Annotated in this window: 16 protein-coding genes and 2 pseudogenes; 4 read left to right on the top strand and 14 right to left on the bottom strand. The window is 42.8% G+C overall.

Annotated features, from left to right (window positions below):
* Nucleotides 1–195 precede the first annotated feature (195 nt).
* Together L0M13_RS04680 and L0M13_RS04675 are read right to left on the bottom strand one after the other, a co-directional pair.
* Nucleotides 196–1,816, bottom strand: a pseudogene (locus L0M13_RS04680) (alpha-glucosidase).
* A 28-nt stretch (nucleotides 1,817–1,844) separates the two neighbouring features.
* Complete coding sequence (locus L0M13_RS04675) at nucleotides 1,845–2,807, bottom strand: aldo/keto reductase (protein WP_235198553.1); 963 nt, start codon at nucleotides 2,805–2,807, stop codon at nucleotides 1,845–1,847.
* 180 nt (nucleotides 2,808–2,987) lie between these two features.
* Here L0M13_RS04675 and L0M13_RS04670 point away from each other — a divergent pair, with 180 nt between their 5' ends.
* Both L0M13_RS04670 and L0M13_RS04665 read left to right on the top strand, forming a co-directional pair.
* A complete protein-coding gene (locus L0M13_RS04670; protein ID WP_235198552.1) occupies nucleotides 2,988–3,779 on the top strand; it encodes a PhzF family phenazine biosynthesis protein in 792 nt (263 codons plus the stop codon).
* Entirely contained in the window at nucleotides 3,664–3,912 is a 249-nt protein-coding gene (locus tag L0M13_RS04665) for a PhzF family phenazine biosynthesis protein (RefSeq protein WP_235198551.1), read from the top strand. The genes L0M13_RS04670 and L0M13_RS04665 overlap by 116 nt, the downstream gene beginning before the upstream one ends.
* Nucleotides 3,913–3,962: 50 nt before the next feature.
* Here the strand turns inward: L0M13_RS04665 and L0M13_RS04660 are convergent, their stop codons facing one another.
* The 3 genes from L0M13_RS04660 to L0M13_RS04650 form a co-directional block, all read right to left on the bottom strand.
* The gene (locus tag L0M13_RS04660; protein WP_397443513.1) at nucleotides 3,963–4,418 is read right to left on the bottom strand and encodes a HEAT repeat domain-containing protein; all 456 of its coding nucleotides are present in this window, start codon (nucleotides 4,416–4,418) and stop codon (nucleotides 3,963–3,965) included.
* A gap of 111 nt (nucleotides 4,419–4,529) precedes the next feature.
* On the bottom strand, nucleotides 4,530–4,763 hold the full coding sequence (locus L0M13_RS04655; protein ID WP_235198549.1) for a hypothetical protein: 234 nt from the start codon (nucleotides 4,761–4,763) through the stop codon (nucleotides 4,530–4,532).
* Between the two features lie 107 nt (nucleotides 4,764–4,870).
* Nucleotides 4,871–6,046, bottom strand: a complete 1,176-nt coding sequence (locus L0M13_RS04650) for a cysteine desulfurase-like protein (protein WP_235199264.1) — start codon at nucleotides 6,044–6,046, stop codon at nucleotides 4,871–4,873.
* 268 nt (nucleotides 6,047–6,314) lie between these two features.
* Here L0M13_RS04650 and L0M13_RS04645 point away from each other — a divergent pair, with 268 nt between their 5' ends.
* Together L0M13_RS04645 and L0M13_RS04640 are read left to right on the top strand one after the other, a co-directional pair.
* Nucleotides 6,315–6,515, top strand: a complete 201-nt coding sequence (locus L0M13_RS04645) for a spore coat protein (RefSeq protein ID WP_235198548.1) — start codon at nucleotides 6,315–6,317, stop codon at nucleotides 6,513–6,515.
* Nucleotides 6,516–6,705: 190 nt separating this feature from the next.
* On the top strand, nucleotides 6,706–6,969 hold the full coding sequence (locus L0M13_RS04640) for a spore coat protein (RefSeq protein WP_397443535.1): 264 nt from the start codon (nucleotides 6,706–6,708) through the stop codon (nucleotides 6,967–6,969).
* A gap of 50 nt (nucleotides 6,970–7,019) precedes the next feature.
* On the opposite strand, the gene L0M13_RS04635 is transcribed toward L0M13_RS04640, so the two are convergent.
* From L0M13_RS04635 to L0M13_RS04595, 9 genes and pseudogenes are all read right to left on the bottom strand, one after another.
* Nucleotides 7,020–7,952, bottom strand: a complete 933-nt coding sequence (locus L0M13_RS04635) for an aldo/keto reductase (RefSeq protein ID WP_235198547.1) — start codon at nucleotides 7,950–7,952, stop codon at nucleotides 7,020–7,022.
* A 26-nt stretch (nucleotides 7,953–7,978) separates the two neighbouring features.
* A complete protein-coding gene (locus L0M13_RS04630) occupies nucleotides 7,979–8,641 on the bottom strand; it encodes a ribonuclease H family protein (RefSeq protein WP_235198546.1) in 663 nt (220 codons plus the stop codon).
* Between the two features lie 86 nt (nucleotides 8,642–8,727).
* Entirely contained in the window at nucleotides 8,728–9,660 is a 933-nt protein-coding gene (locus L0M13_RS04625) for an ROK family protein (protein WP_235198545.1), read from the bottom strand.
* Between the two features lie 114 nt (nucleotides 9,661–9,774).
* Nucleotides 9,775–10,110: a hypothetical protein gene (locus L0M13_RS04620; protein WP_235198544.1), complete on the bottom strand. Its 336-nt coding sequence runs from the start codon at nucleotides 10,108–10,110 to the stop codon at nucleotides 9,775–9,777.
* A gap of 96 nt (nucleotides 10,111–10,206) precedes the next feature.
* On the bottom strand, nucleotides 10,207–10,914 hold the full coding sequence (locus L0M13_RS04615; protein ID WP_235198543.1) for a helix-turn-helix domain-containing protein: 708 nt from the start codon (nucleotides 10,912–10,914) through the stop codon (nucleotides 10,207–10,209).
* Nucleotides 10,915–11,307: 393 nt separating this feature from the next.
* A complete protein-coding gene (locus L0M13_RS04610) occupies nucleotides 11,308–13,584 on the bottom strand; it encodes a glycoside hydrolase family 65 protein (RefSeq protein WP_235198542.1) in 2,277 nt (758 codons plus the stop codon).
* A gap of 60 nt (nucleotides 13,585–13,644) precedes the next feature.
* Nucleotides 13,645–14,328: a beta-phosphoglucomutase gene (pgmB, locus tag L0M13_RS04605; protein ID WP_235198541.1), complete on the bottom strand. Its 684-nt coding sequence runs from the start codon at nucleotides 14,326–14,328 to the stop codon at nucleotides 13,645–13,647.
* A 44-nt stretch (nucleotides 14,329–14,372) separates the two neighbouring features.
* Nucleotides 14,373–14,753 (bottom strand): annotated as a pseudogene (locus L0M13_RS04600) (substrate-binding domain-containing protein); the annotation flags it as partial.
* Complete coding sequence (locus L0M13_RS04595; RefSeq protein ID WP_235198540.1) at nucleotides 14,713–15,432, bottom strand: LacI family DNA-binding transcriptional regulator; 720 nt, start codon at nucleotides 15,430–15,432, stop codon at nucleotides 14,713–14,715. The pseudogene L0M13_RS04600 and the gene L0M13_RS04595, both read right to left, overlap by 41 nt.
* Nucleotides 15,433–15,436 lie beyond the last annotated feature (4 nt).

The following is a 15,436-nucleotide window of genomic DNA, read 5'->3' as shown; positions in this document are numbered from 1 at the left end:
CCTGCCACAACTTAAAGTTAACAGAACTCTTAGGAAAGCGTAATTGGGAAAAAAATCAGGCGTATCTGTATAAAATTAGGAATACACGACATTAGTATTAGGTCTTTGTATTCTTTGGAAATATTTTACTTTATATATTTTTCTTTTTCATGTAATTATTTGTTCAAAAAAAAAACCATGCACAAAAGCATGGTTTCATTCGGCTAAGCGATAGACTCTCGCTTCAAATGGATGGACTTTTTCCTGGTCTTCCATGCTGTAATTCCCAAGAAGCAATTCTGCTCCTTCCGGCACTTTCCAGCGGCAAGACTGGCCTTTTAAGTTGGCCAGGATCAACATTTTTTCGTCTTCGTTTTCACGTGTGTAAGCATAGATACAAGGGTTGCCGGTTTCAAATAAATTATAGATTCCATAAATCAAAACGGCTGACTTTTTTCTCAGTGAAATCATCTTCTTATAAAAATGATACACAGACAGCGGATCTTTCTGTTGGGCTTCTGCATTCAGCCACCGATAATTCGGATTGACTTGAATCCATGGCTCATTTGTTGAAAACCCGCTATAGCATCCACTAGTCCATTGCATCGGAGTACGGGCATGATCCCGGCTGCTCATTTTAATGGTTTTCATGATTTCTTCAGGCGGCATTCCTTCTGCCCGCTTGTAGCGATAAAAATTCAATGTTTTCACATCGTCATATAGATCGATTCCATCAAACGGCGCATTGGTCATACCGAGTTCTTGCCCTTGATAGATAAAAGGCGTGCCTTGCATCAGAAAATACATGCAGGCAATGGAAGTTGCGCTTTCACGCCAATAGTTCCGGTCGTCTCCCCATGTCGAAACGATGCGCGACCGATCATGATTTTCTACGTAGAGGGCATTCCATCCAATGCCTTCGGCTCCTTTCTGCCAATTCGTTAAAATTTGTTTGAGTGAGGTCAAATTCACACCGCAATCTTCATTCGGTTTCCTTAAATACCAAGTCTCAAACTGAAAGACCATATCCATTTTGCCGTTTTCTTCACTGATCCATTCATCGATTTCTTCAACAGTCACTCCATTGGCTTCACCGACTGTCATGATGTCGTAGTTGGAGAAGGTTTCCTTGTATAATTCAGCTAAGAAATCTTGGATTCCCTCGACGTCGGTCATTTTCTCCCAAGCCGGTACATACGGTGCATGATCAGGATTCGGCATATCGGAGTAGTCTTTTTTGATATGGCTGATGGCATCCAAGCGAAAACCGTCAATTCCTTTTTCTAGCCACCAGTTAACCATCCGGTACAGTTCTTTCCGGACTTCGGGGTTTTCCCATTCCAGATCCGGCTGTTTTTCTGCGTATAGATGAAGATAGTATTGGCGGGTTTTTTTCATCAAATGTCCAAGCGGGACCGCTAAAAATACTTTCCCAGTTGGTCGGTTCATCTCGCCAAACATACCAATCCCTCTTAGGATTGTCTTTTGACGAGCGTGATTCAATAAACCATGGATGCTCATCGCTTGTATGGTTAAGGACCAGATCCAACACCATCTTCATGCCCCGTTCGTGTATGTTTTCAAGCAAGCGATCGAAATCCTCCATCGTGCCCATCTCTTCCATGATTTCATGATAATCACTGATGTCGTATCCATTGTCGATGTTCGGAGATTTATACATTGGACAAATCCAGATCACATCAATTCCGAGTTCTTGCAAATAATCCAGCTTCTCAATCATGCCATTCAAATCACCGACGCCGTCTCCATTCGAGTCTTTGAAGCTTCTTGGATAAACTTGATAGACGACTGCTTCTTTCCACCATTTTTGCTTCATCAATTTAGCCTCCAATGCTGAGGAGTCATTACGGAACGAGCGACAGTTGTTCTTTTAACTCTTCCCGCCATTTCCAATCACTGATCCGGACAGCTTCTAACACATGTTCTGGTTTACTCGCACCCAATATGGCGGAAGTAACTGCAGGTTGATTCAATAGCCAAGCAAGCGAAAGCTGCGACAAACTCACTTCCTGTTCTTTTGCAATATCTTTGTAGTGATCGATCCGCTTGAAATTCTCTTCTGTAAAATAGGGCTGGATCAATTCCTCTCCTTTAGCTGCCCGGCTGTCTTCCGGCACGCTTTCTTTCGATGCATATTTTCCGGATAACATCCCCCGGGCCATCGGGCTGTACACCAACAATCCCATTTTTTCAGATTGGCAAAAAGGAATAACTTCATTTTCGAGTTCCCTGGATAAGAGATTGTATTGGGATTGTGAGCTGACAAAATGCTCTAAATTATAGAATGCACTGAGGCCATTTGCTTTCGCCATCTGCCATGCTGCAAAATTTGAACAGCCGATATAACGTACTTTTCCTTGCCTCACCAAATCCGTCAAAGCCGACAAGGTTTCTTCCAAAGGAGTGCGTTTATCGAAACGGTGGACTTGATACAAATCGATGTAATCCGTTTGAAGCCGTTCCAGAGACCCTTCCACTTCCCGCATGATATGGAATTTTGACAACCCTGCGTCATTGACATACTGCCCCATCGGAAGCCCGACTTTAGTCGCCAGCACCACTTTGTCCCGCTTGCCTTTTAAATGCTTGCCAATGATTTCTTCCGCTTCACCTGTTCCATACTTGAAGGATTCATCTTGTCCTTTTCCATAAAAATTAGCGGTATCGATTAAATTGATGCCTGCGTCAAAAGATTGGGCTAAAATTTCAGCAGAAGCCTTTTCATCTATCCATCTTCCAAAAGCCATAGTGCCAAGGCTTAAATTCGATACCCGCAAACCTGTTTTTCCGAGATTCCGATACTTCATATGCGCCTCCTCCGAAACTTTTTAAGCTTGATAAGATCTTCTCCCCAGCCTAATTCGCTCCGTTCCCTCTAAATTCCTTTATTTCCAGAAAACTCGAACAATTAATTAACAATCTGAAGATAAATTATATATACTGAATACATAAATCGAATGACAGAAGACAACTAATGGAGGGACGCTATGACCAACTTAAATTATTCCTTAGTCGACGTATTCACTTCTACGGCTTTCGGCGGCAACCAATTGGCTGTTTTTCATGACGAACGGCCTTTGCCATCGGAAACCATGCAAAAAATCGCACGTGAACTTAATTTGTCAGAAACGGTCTTCATCCAGCCCCCTGCGGATTCCAACAATCAAAAAAGCTTGCGTATTTTCACACCGAAAGTCGAGTTGCCGATGGCTGGACATCCCACAATTGGCGCTGCTTATGTTCTGGCAGCTGCAAAGAAAATCCCAGTGACAGCTGGCAAAAACGATTGGGTGTTCGAAGAGCATGTCGGTGAAATTCCAATCAGCGTATATGAAAAAGACGGACAAATCGAGAAAGTCGAAATGACCCAGCCGTTGCCTGCTTTCGGCAGCGTCTATAGTAAACCGGGCCTTGTTGCCGATTTGCTGTCCCTGTCAGTAAAGGATTTTGACCAGCGCTTGCCGCTTCAATCCGTTTCTTCTGGCGTCCCTTTCTTATATGTTCCCGTCCGTACCTTGTCGGCAATGAAGAAAATCAAATTCCGTTCGGATATTTGGGAAAAGCATTTCAGTACAAATCCGCATACCCAGCATATATTCGTCTTCACTTTTGAAACTGTCCAAAAATCATCCACTGTCCATAGTCGGATGTTCGCACCCGCTTATGGGAATTCCGGAAGACCCGGCGACAGGTGCAGCTTCCGGGCCGCTCGGTGCTTATCTTGTCGAAAATGGAGTTATTGCTCCATCCAAAAACCAGTTCTACTATATCCGCAGTGAACAAGGTTTTGAAATGGAACGCCCCAGCTTTATCGATATCATTGTCGACAAATCCAAAGGGGCCATTTCTTCCATTAAAATCAGTGGAAATGTAGCAAATGTCGGAACCGGGCAATTGCAATTGCCCACTTGAATGCAAAAAAAGCGATGCCCGCATTTCTATACGGGCATCGCTTTTTTGTTCTATCTTCTTGTCGGCATGGATTTCCATTGGCTTTCCAACCACTGGTCAAACTCTTCGCCTTTTTCGCCTTTATACGTATCGTAGATGTCGACGCGCATTTTCTGCAACTTCACTTTGAAGTCTTCATAGCTATGGTCTTTCGGCAAACTTTTCTTGATGCGAACCAATACTTTGCTCGTGTCTTTGATCAAATCAGTTTGCTTTTGTTCAGGCATTTCTACATCTTCACCCAAATCCACAAGTTGATTGTACGCAGCCTGCTGCACTTTATAAACGGGATCATGGTTCATCCGGTGAGTTAAAATATCAATTGTCTGGTTGTTTTTCCATTTGCCCAGTTCTTCAACCGCAGCTAACCGTTCTTTCCAATTCGCTGTCCGGTTCGCAGCTTTCTTCAATTCGTCGTAATTTGGCGGCAAGTTATTCGTGTTTTTTTCTTGACTCAAAAAATTCATTCTCCTTTGATCATTTTCCTGTACGGAAAACGAAAGTATGCCTATGATAGGCTTGTTTCTGTATTGTACCATCATCCGGCCCAAAAAGAAAAAGCTCCCCGTTACGGGAGCTTACAGAACTGGATCGGCATTCAACATTTCTTCAATCGCTTTTGCTGCTGTTGGGATGTCTTGGTAATGGACAATTTCTCCACTTTCCAAAAAAGTCAGCTCAAATATATTTTTATCCTTGCCCGCTTTCACCGTGATATACGGTTCCCCGTCTCTTGCAAAAGTTTGAGTGATATTTACCGTGTTGTAAAAACTGACTGTTTTCAATAAATCTTGAATCGCATCGTACGTCATTAAGAATTCCCCATTTCCTGATGGAAATTGACTAAATAAAGTCTGATAGAATCCATAAATTGAATTGATGCTAATCATAACACATTTACCTTTTTTTAGCAAATTTCTTAGAGAGAAGCAACTGCCTCAACCAGCCTGTCTACTTCCTCTTCTGTATTATATGGAGCAAGACCTGCACGAATCCAACCGCCGCTTCCATTGACGTCCAAACGGTCGCCTAAGGTAGAGGCATAAAAATGTCCGGATGCGGTAAAGATGCTGTGCTGCTCAGCTAATAATTTACAGACTTCCAACGGTTCAATGCCCTCCACTTGGAAAGCGATTGTCGGGGTTTTCGGAACATCTTCCGACGCTTGCCATAGGCGGACTTTCTCTATTTTGGCCAGCCCTTGGCGCAATCGACCCGCAAGATGATTTTCATAATGCTCCAGTTTTTCCATTCCCGAAACGAGCCGCTCCCGTCTCGATTCGCCTTCACCAAACTGCTCAAAAAATTCGATAGCAGGCTTGATTCCGGCAATCCCTTCATGGTTTTGCGTACCGGTCTCCAATTTATCCGGATAATAGCTTGGAGATGTAGTCAATTTATACAACTCAAGGCTTTCAAAAACGGATTCTTTAATGGCAGCGATGCCGATATGCGGCCCAAAGAATTTATAAGCTGAGCACAAGAGGATATCGATGCCGTAGCGGTCACGGTCAATCACGATATGCGGAGCCGCATGGACCGCATCCGCTGCAAATAATGCCCCGACTTCTTTTGTCCGTTCCACGATCGGCGCAATATCGACAATGGTGCCAATCGCATTGGATGCCAGGCCGACAGCTACAAGCTTTGTCTTTTCATTAATGATTTCTGTTAAATTGCTTAAATCAAGTTCCATCGTGTTCGTATCGACCGGAATCCATTTCACGGTCAGTCCGTGGTCTTTGGCCATCATAATCCAAGGGTCGACATTTGCCCGGTGGTCCATTTCGGTTACGACGATTTCATCGCCCGCTTGGAATTGTTTGCCCAGTGCTGCCGCAATGGCAAACGTCAATGTGGTCATATTCGCGCCGAATGCTACTTCACTCGCTTTTACATTCAGAAAATCAGCAATTGCACCCCTCGCACCTGCAATCACCTCTTCTGTTTCCCAACTGCTAGGAAACGTTCCATGGAGGTTGGCCCCGCCTTTTTCCATGTATTCAGTAATGGCTTCGATTGCGGATTTCACCACTTGCGATCCGCCCGGTCCGTCAAAGTATGCAACCGGCCGATCTTTATATGTTCTTTTCAGCGCTGGAAATTGCCCGCACTTCAGTTATCGGAAAAGCCGTTTCAGTAATTTTCATGAGTGCAGCCCCTTTTCATCAATGTCTCTTTAAATAAAACACGTTTTTTCCTGAGAAGTCTAATAGCAGCTACTGGAAATTTGAAAATTCTTTAATTTTCTTGAACCACTATTATATCCTTTTAAAAGAGAGAACCAGGATTAAAAAGCAGTACTCTGGGTAAACCCTAACTAGTGTTAAGATTGATTATTTATTTCATTGGAGGGATTCGTAATGGCAAAAAAATTGGCAATGCATGAAAAGCTGGAAGTCCATGAAGTATTAATTTTCAAGACTAGCTGTGTCGCTAAAAGCAAGGTATTCAGCGGTCTTGTCAAAGACGATGAATTGAGGCAATTATTAGAAGAAGACATTAAATTATCGACGAAAGCGATCAAAGATCTACGCAAAGTGTTAGCAGATTCAAGCAAATAATCCCTATACGGACTAAAGGAGGAATTTGGCTATGGCAAAAAAAGATGAAAAAAACACCACTAAAAAAGATGTGAAAAAGACGGCTAAGAAAGACGATAAAAAGAAAATCGCTAAAACCGAAACAGCAGCGATCACAGAAACGCAGGAAAGCGGAGCTATCAGCAAAGATGCTTTGGCACTCCCTGCTTCCATGCTCGACGACTTGGCAATTGCTACCGATTTTCTTGTAACGGCTAAAGCTGCTGTCCGGAACCTGGCTGTTGCAATTACTGAAACGGCCACTCCGGAAGTGAAAAAGCTATTGCGCCGGGAGTTGGATATCGCTATCGATACGCACGATAAAATCGCCCAATACATGATAAAAAAAGAAATGTATCATGCATATGACATTGAGGAACAAGTCGAGCACGATCTGAAAAAAGCGGATATCGCGCTTGAATTAGCGAAGAAATAAATAAAACCGGTCCATTGCACGTTATCTGCATTGGACCGGTTTTCACTATTTTATTGCCCTTTGAGAATCTGATCGATTTCATTCAAAACTTCCGCCTCCAGACGGATGTCCGAAGCTGCGATATTGGAAAGAACTTGTTCCGGCTTTTTGCCGCCTGGAATCACCGCATCGACTCCGGGCTGTTCAAGAAGCCACGCTAAAGCCAGATTTGATACATCCGTGCCTTTTGTATCCGCCACTCTTTTAAGCTGTTCTACAATCCTGATGTTTTTTTCGAAGTTCCCTTCCTGGAAAAGCGGCACACTATTGCGCCAATCGCCGTCTTCCAGCACAAAGTCTTCTGTATACGTACCCCCTAGAATCCCGAAAGCAAGCGGACCATAAGCAACGACCGAAATCTTATTTTCTACGCAATAAGGCAATATCTCTTGTTCAATTTCGCGGTTGAGCATATTATAAGCCAATTGGACAGCAGAGATTTCATCTGTTGAATTGGCTTCCTTCAACTGCTCCAAGGAAACATTCGATACCCCGATCGCTTTTATCTTGCCTTCTTTTTTCAATTGGGACAACTCAGCGACCGCTTCGCTTATTGGCGTTTCACCGTCCGGCCAGTGGATATAGTAAAGATCCACGTAATCGAGCTGAAGCCGTTCTAAACTTTCTTCCAATGCACGGCGCAAATAAGCAGGTGCATTGTTCTTTGTGCCATTCCGCCAGTCGCTGCCGCCTTTCGTAGCGATGATAAAGCGGCTGCGGTCGTATTCTTTCAATACTTCCCCCACCAATTCTTCAGAACGCCCTTTGCCGTAGACATCAGCAGTGTCAATGAAGGTGATGCCATTATCCAATGCCGCACGGACAAAATCTTTACCTGTTTCTTCATTTAAATTCTTATAAAGATTGTGTCCTCCTACCGCATTTGTTCCTAATCCCAGTGCAGAAATTTGCATATCCGTTTTTTGCAATACTGAAAACTTCATCCAATCGCTCCTCTACGGTTCTGTTATTATGATTTTTCCAATTCCATCGTCCCACTGATTTCGATTCCTCTTAAAGCTTGCGCAGCTAAGCGGTCCGCTTCTGCATTCGCTTTTCTAGGGATCAGTTCGTATTGTGCTTGGATACCTAATCTATTCAAGCTCTGTTCAATCCGGTCTGCCCAACGGGATAAATCATTTTCATACACCGGCCATTCTCCGCTCATCTGATTGGCCACTACATTGGAATCTCCCCGGAAAACAACGGGTAGGTGATGGACCTCTAACCGTTCAAGTTCCTGTACACTCATGTGGAGAGCTGCATATTCCGCTTCGTTATTGGAAGAAAGCTCTGCCACTTCGACATTTTTCCGGAGACGATAGGCTTTGCCACTCTGTTCATAGTAAATTACACAGCCAAGCCCTGCTCGCCCGGTTTCTTTATCGAATCCGCCATCAAAATACACATTGACATTATGGGGTTCTGTTTCGATTCCTTTTAAATAGGCTTTCAATTCTTTTAATGTCCAACTGGAGTCAAACCGATCCACAAATTCCAAACTTTTTACCCGTCCGGTCTTTTGGATATCTTCCGCAATTAACAGCGCATGGGCAGCTGGGAATTCTTCAGATCGAAAGAAAGCTTCTGTGCCTTTTGCCGTTTTATAGCTCCATTCAATGCGGATCTCCATATCGCAGGCCTCCTTTCCATTAACTTAAGCTTCTATTTTTCTATTGCCTATTCTTTTTCTTCTAAAACAAAACTGGCAAATCCCGCTTACTTATTCGTTTCCAATACAAGAGAAGAAAAGCAGAGCGCTGCTGCTCCGATAACACCTGCATGTTCATTTAGCTCTGCAGGCACTACTTTTGTGCTTCTCCCAGCCGGATTCAGCGCATGAATTCTTATATAAGCTTCCATCCGTTGAAACAAAGGCTCCCCAATTTGGGAAACGCCTCCTCCGACAATGATCTTTTCTGTATCGAGAATATTCACTAAGGAAACACTGCTGGCCCCTAATGCCCAAAAGACATGATCTATGTATTCATCCAATCCTTTATGTCCTTTGCCGTATAAATCGAATACTGCTTTTGTCGACAGCTCTTCTCCCATGATTTCCGAGCCGTTTTTTGCAATCGCACGGCCGGAGGCAATCAAATCCAAACAGCCAATCTGACCGCAAGAACAGCGTCCGTAGCCGGGGTCGATCACCGTATGGCCGATTTCACCGGCATTGCCGCGGCTTCCGCTAAGTAATTGGCCGTTGGCAATGATGCCGGCCCCTATTCCAGTGCTTATCGTCAAATAAGTGAAATTCTCACTTCCTTTTCCAGCTCCGATCCATTTTTCAGCAAGAGCAGCTGCATTCGCATCGTTTTCGATCAAGACCGGAACAGCAAAAGCCGCCGCTAACTTCCCCTTAATCGGTACATCGATCCAAGACGGCAAATTCGGAGGGCGGTGGATAACACCCGTCCACGCATCAAGAGGTCCAGGCGCACCTACACCAATCCCTAAAATATTTTGTTCCTTCCTAATTTGTCCTTCGACAACATGCTTAATGGCTTGGATAATTTCGTCAATCACTTGATCAGGCGATTTCGCATGGTCCATTGGAAAAGCTATTTTACTCGCAATTTCACCAGACTGGCCAACCACTGCAACCGCTATTTTCGTTCCGCCAATATCTACACCAATTGCGTATTCCATCATCCCGCCTCCTTTTTACACCTTCTCTTTCTTATGGTAAGGGAAATTTCAACAGATAACCAAATTAAAAGCCCTGCTCGCCATCGACAGGCGAACAGGGCTTGGCCAAATGAATCAGCCGAGTCTTTTCATTTCACTTGCTTTATAAAAAGGAGTCAAAAAATAAAGCTCTTCATATCGCTCTTTCGAAATCTGGTACAACTCTTTAAAGATAGGCTCTTCTACTGTGTAAAAGTGCATCGCATCGGGCATTTCCTTTAACTTTTGAGATGCTTGATCCCATTTCACTTCATCAATTTCTACCCATACACTTTTTGACTTATAGGCATTTTTCATCGTTAACCGAGCAAATAAGGTAATGTATTTAATATTGTCTTCCTCATGCGTATCTTTAACACGCGTGAATAGAAATCTTACGGTTTCTGCGCTTACGGATTGATGACAAGTCATATATACACATCTCCTTTTTCACTATGAAATTGAGATTATCAGCCTTTCAGATAATGGCATATGTAATTTTCAAAGTTGTATAAGCCGATTGAATCTTTACGTTTTCATGCTGTTGCTTCTTATTTGAGCTAATTGATTTTCTGTTATGTCAAGAAAAGAGAAAGCTTCTTTGTCTCCCGTTTCAAGATCTTCGTTATAAATGCGTGTTGAAATATTGGACACGCCGCTCCTATTGGCCATGCGTTCCAGCTGATTTTTCATGAATTTCGAATTGCAAAGAACCGCAACCTTCTTGAGGTAAGGCAGCAGCCAGATTTGGAGGTCTTCCCAAACGTCGTAGGCTTCTGGCGTGAAAACAAATGATTGCCCTTCCTTTACCATAGACCGATTGTCGATTAGCATCCTAATCTCGCCTTTAGTTAACAGCAAAGTTTGGCTTTTAATGTTTTTGGAGATAAGTTCAACGTCATTTTTACTTAGAGGCCCAGTAATTCGCAGCCAAATAAAATGATGTTCCAAACTTACGAGACAGGTAAATCTCGAATCCAGCGGCTTTTTAAGCTCTTTTTTCACTAACGCTAGACGTGTAGCAAAACGCTCATCCTCAAAAAGATAAAACAAATCAATCCCCATTGCATTTGCCAATTTTTCGATATTGACTAAGGAAACATTCTTCTCTCCTCTTTCAATAGCCCCAACATAGGAACGGTCCAATTCAGCTCGTATGGCTAACGCTTCTTGTGTCATCCCGGCATTTATACGAAGCTCTTTTATACGTTTGCCAAAATCTTTCAATACATCCACAGCAGTTCTCCTGTTCTAGGTTACTCATAGCTTTATTATATATTTGATAACTTTTTAACGCTATATTTCAAAAGATATTTTTTTGACTTTTTGATAATTTATATTTCATTAAAGTCTTGAACCATGAAAAATAAATCAAAATGCAGGAAATAATGATTAAATAAACTAAGTTTTTCGACCCACCTTTCTTTTACGACTCAAATTCTTATCATGATTATAGGAATGAAACTTCAAGTTGGCTACGGTCAATAGTACTCATTTTAAAATAAGTTAAAGTTATTGTAAATTATTTCATAAAAATTAAAAAACCGGAAATGATTATTTCCGGTTTTAAGCATTTTTATAAAATTTTCTATCTCAATAGTATCAGTCGATTTCTTTTTCATTTTCACATCATGTTACTTGAAGTTGGCGGTTTTGTTTTAATGTTATCGCTTCCCTGCGATGCCAAATGCTCAAATCCTCGCCTTCCAACAGCTCATAAGAAACGGCATCTTTTTCAATGTGGATGTTGATCAGACGCCCCAAATAGTGGAAATGAAAATTAAACGACTGCCACTGGTCAGGAAGCGACGGATTTAAATGGAGCCCTGTTTCTTTCACACGAAGTCCAGCAAATCCATAAACGATCGCTAGCCATGTTCCACCCATATTCGCCATGTGCAAACCATCTTTTGTATTGCCATGAGTATTGTCTAAATCCAATCTGGCGGTTTCCTGAAAATAATCATACGCTTTTCTCCGGTAGCCGAGTTTAGAAGCCATGATGCTGAAAACACTATAAGAAAGAGAAGAATCATGCGTCGTAATTTCTTCGTAATAATCGTATGAATTCTTAAGTGTCTCTTCATCGACATCGTCTTCCAATAAGAAATGGGCAAGGACCGTATCCGCTTGTTTACACACTTGATAGCGATAAAGCGTCAATGGATGATAATGGAGCAGGAGCGGGAATTTATCAGCCGGGGTATTCTCCAGATCCCATCTCGATTTCTGTAAAAAGCTATCATCCTGTGCATGGATTTTCAGTTCTTCGTGATAAGGAAGATACATTCTTTCTCCAGCTTCCCGCCATTGTTCTGCTTCCGCTTCCGTCACTTCGAGCTGCTCTGCCAACTCCTCAAATCGTGAAGGCGCTTTTTCTTTCAATAGCTGATAGACTTTTTCAGCCCATAAGAGATTATGCTGAGCCATCTTATTTGTATAATAGTTATTGTTGACGACACATGTATATTCGTCTGGCCCCGTCACACTATCGATTTTAAATTGATTGTTGTGGAAATGTCCGGTATCCACCCATAACCGGGCTGTTTCAAACAACATTTCAGCCATGTATTCCTGCAGGAAATCCTCGTCTTTTGTCACGAGGTAATATTGGATGTAACTATAGGCAATATCCGCACTTATATGATATTGAGCCGTGCCGGCTGGAAAGAAAGCTGAACTTTCCGGTCCGTTAATCGTCCGCCAAGGAAACAGCGCCCCTTTTTCATGGCCCATCACTTTCGCTCTCGCCCGTGCGCTGTCTAAAATCGAATAGCGGTGCAGCAATAAATTTTTCGCGATTTCCGGATTGGTCATCAAAAATACCGGGAACATGAAGATTTCCGTATCCCAGAAATAATGCCCTTCATAGCCCTCTCCAGAAAGCCCTTTTGCCGCAATATTGCTGTATGGATCTTTCCCGACCGATTGAAGGAGCTGGTAGAGGTTAAAGCGAATGCCTTCTTGAAGTTTTTCGTCTCCCTCAATAATCACATCGGAATTCTTCCAAAAACGGGCCATGTATTCGTTTTGTTCCGCTATCAATTCGTCGAATTCCTGAAGCTTCACTTTTTCGTGCAAAGGAAGCGCCACCTCGATCAACTCATCTCCATGCCGCAGCGAGTCGGTATAAATATTGTATTTGGTAAATCGGACCGGTTCCTTCGAAGAAACACAAGTATACACTTCTTCAATTCTCGATTCTCCGACAGATTGAGTATAGTGGTAATCGCCAGCTTGAATACGGGAAGAACTGATGCAAGCCACTTCCAGTTCTGTAACGTAAGTCAGATTCCTGATGACACTGTACTCAGGTTCTCTTCGCACTTCGATAACATGAAGCCGCTTCGCATGTCCGGATGCAACTCTCGGATCATTGAGATCCACAAAGTTGGAGACTTCTCCTTCCACACTTGAAACGATTTTCACTTCCTGAATGCCCCGGATAGCTTCGATTGTCACTTCCTGCGCAAATAATTCACGGGTAATAAAAGAAACGATGCGTTTGAAATGGAGCTTCACTTCTTTTCCTTTCGGCGACTTCCAATGGATAATCCGTTCAGCAAATCCTTTATCCATATGCAAATTCCGTTCAAAATGAAGCAATTCACCTTCAAAAACAGAGAACCTTTCATCATCCAAGTAAATCTCAATGCCTTGCGAATCGATGACATTCAGGATTTTTTGCTGCATGACCGGATATCCATATAATTTTTCCCCATATGTGATTTCCGTTTCATCATGAAATGCATTGATGTAGGTCCCTCGAATCGAGCTGAATGCATCCGGATATCCTTCCTCAAAATTTCCTCTCACCCCCAAATAACCATTTCCTAGAGACAAGATGCTTTCATCAAGCAGAAGATTATGATTATCCACTTCAGTCTTTGTCAGTTTCCAAACCATCACGTTTCACTCCTCAATTGCTTCCCTCTGCAGCAACTCATTAAAAAGACATCGAACAAATTAATGCAATGCCTTCTTTTGATTGTATTGCTCAATGATTTTCTCGAACTTCAATTCATTTGTGGCTGCGACCAAATAGTCGGCATTCGGAAGATGCGCTTGATCCCCTACCGCCACCGAAAACATATTGGCTCCATTGATTGCTTCTAGTCCGGCTGCCGAATCTTCAATTCCGATGCATTCACCGTAAGGCACGTTTAAGGCATCTGCTGCAGCCGTGAACGTTTCAGGATCCGGTTTTCCTTTTTTCACTTTGGACGCATCCACAATATAGTCGAATTCAGCCGTTAAGCCGAGCAGATCCAGGACATGTTTTGCATTTTTGCTTGCTGAGCCAAGGGCAGTTAAAATTCCATGCTGCTTATTGGCTTGCAATAATTCTTTAATGCCAGGCAAAATGTCTTTTGGCCCCATCCTTTCAATCATCTCTAAATAATACTCATTTTTCTTTAGCGCCAGTTTCTCTTTTTCTTCAGCAGATAAATTAGACGTAGAAGGATCAAGCGAAAGAATTAAATAAAGCGATTCCATCCTCCCTATCCCTTTCAACCGTTCATTGAATTTCCGGTCGATTTGAATGCCTAGTTCTTCTGCAATCTTTTGCCAAGCAAGAAAATGATATTCTGCGGTATCTGTAATGACACCGTCAAGATCATAGATAAAAGCTTTCGGATAAAATGTCATGCCATCCTGTCCTTTCTATCTGTTAGTCGCTAGAAGTCGGCGAGTCAATTCAGCTTTCTTACGCTTTTCCGATCGGCTAATTGATGCGCTACATACAGATGCTGGCCTTTTTGCTTTCCTTCCTTCAACTCTTGCAGCAACTTTGCCGACTTGCTGCCAATTTCAACGAAATCTTGCTGAATGGTTGTCAATGCCGGCTGCGTGTAGCTGCTGAAAACCAAATCATCAAAGCCTGTCACTGAAATGTCCTCCGGTACCGAAAACCCGGCTTCCGCAATCGCTTTCATCACACCGAATGCCATCAGATCGCTGAAACAGAGAAAGGCAGTAGGCTTAGGCATCTTCGATTCCAGCCGTGTTTTCGCTGCATTGAAAGCTTCTTGTTCAGAAAAATCCGCATAGACGATGTGGTTTTCTTCTAATGCTAAACCGGATTCCCGGTAAGCCTGCTGAACGCCTTTTAACCTTTCGCTGTTGACGTAGGTTTCGCGTGTCCACGCTTACGACTACGATATCGCGGTGGCCATTCTTTAATAGATGGCCCGCTATATCCCGGCCCGCTTGTGCATTATTAATCGATACACTTCCGATTAATCCATTTTCAGTTTCGGTCATGATATCAAGCACAACACATGGGATATTGGTATTGATCAATTCTTTATAATAGGGATCATCCGTCCGGATTCCTTGCAGAATCGCCCCTCCAATATTCCGTTCCCGGCAATATTGGAGATAGCTCTGCTGTTTCTGGCTAAGTGAATCGATCAAGTAAATCGATAATTCATAAGGACTCTCAGAAACAGCTTTATACACGCCTTTAAAAATATCAAAGGCATTATTGTCTTTTTCGTTATTGTTCAAAACACCTGAAGAAATCAGCCCGAACGTCAGCTGTTTTTTCGACGATAAATTCTTCGCGACAATATTAGGCGAATAATCCAGCTCTTTGGCTATCTCTAGTATGCGCTGGCGAGTTTCTTCACTGACATCTGCATAATTATTAAAGGTTTTGGAAACCACACTGATCGAAACGCCCGCTTTTTTTGCCACATCTTTAATGGTCGTCAATGATTTTCTCACATCCCAATCGTTTCTAGTAATCATCTTC

The sequence above is a fragment of the Planococcus sp. 107-1 genome (assembly GCF_021513255.1).
Classification (GTDB): Bacteria; Bacillota; Bacilli; order Bacillales_A; family Planococcaceae; genus Planococcus.
The sequence above is the reverse complement of the archived record's forward strand: the minus strand, read 5'-3'. Positions and strand labels throughout refer to the sequence as shown.

Coding starts and splice junctions, on each gene's coding strand:
- L0M13_RS04645 (WP_235198548.1), top strand. CDS start 6,315: ATGGCAAAAAAATTGGCAATGCATGAAAAGCTGGAAGTCCATGAAGTA.
- L0M13_RS04625 (WP_235198545.1), bottom strand. CDS start 9,660: ATGGAATACGCAATTGGTGTAGATATTGGCGGAACGAAAATAGCGGTT.
- L0M13_RS04670 (WP_235198552.1), top strand. CDS start 2,988: ATGACCAACTTAAATTATTCCTTAGTCGACGTATTCACTTCTACGGCT.
- pgmB (WP_235198541.1), bottom strand. CDS start 14,328: ATGACATTTTATCCGAAAGCTTTTATCTATGATCTTGACGGTGTCATT.
- L0M13_RS04675 (WP_235198553.1), bottom strand. CDS start 2,807: ATGAAGTATCGGAATCTCGGAAAAACAGGTTTGCGGGTATCGAATTTA.
- L0M13_RS04655 (WP_235198549.1), bottom strand. CDS start 4,763: ATGACGTACGATGCGATTCAAGATTTATTGAAAACAGTCAGTTTTTAC.
- L0M13_RS04630 (WP_235198546.1), bottom strand. CDS start 8,641: ATGGAGATCCGCATTGAATGGAGCTATAAAACGGCAAAAGGCACAGAA.
- L0M13_RS04660 (WP_397443513.1), bottom strand. CDS start 4,418: ATGAATTTTTTGAGTCAAGAAAAAAACACGAATAACTTGCCGCCAAAT.
- L0M13_RS04610 (WP_235198542.1), bottom strand. CDS start 13,584: ATGGTTTGGAAACTGACAAAGACTGAAGTGGATAATCATAATCTTCTG.
- L0M13_RS04635 (WP_235198547.1), bottom strand. CDS start 7,952: ATGAAGTTTTCAGTATTGCAAAAAACGGATATGCAAATTTCTGCACTG.
- L0M13_RS04665 (WP_235198551.1), top strand. CDS start 3,664: ATGGGAATTCCGGAAGACCCGGCGACAGGTGCAGCTTCCGGGCCGCTC.
- L0M13_RS04640 (WP_397443535.1), top strand. CDS start 6,706: ATGCTCGACGACTTGGCAATTGCTACCGATTTTCTTGTAACGGCTAAA.
- L0M13_RS04620 (WP_235198544.1), bottom strand. CDS start 10,110: ATGACTTGTCATCAATCCGTAAGCGCAGAAACCGTAAGATTTCTATTC.
- L0M13_RS04595 (WP_235198540.1), bottom strand. CDS start 15,432: ATGATTACTAGAAACGATTGGGATGTGAGAAAATCATTGACGACCATT.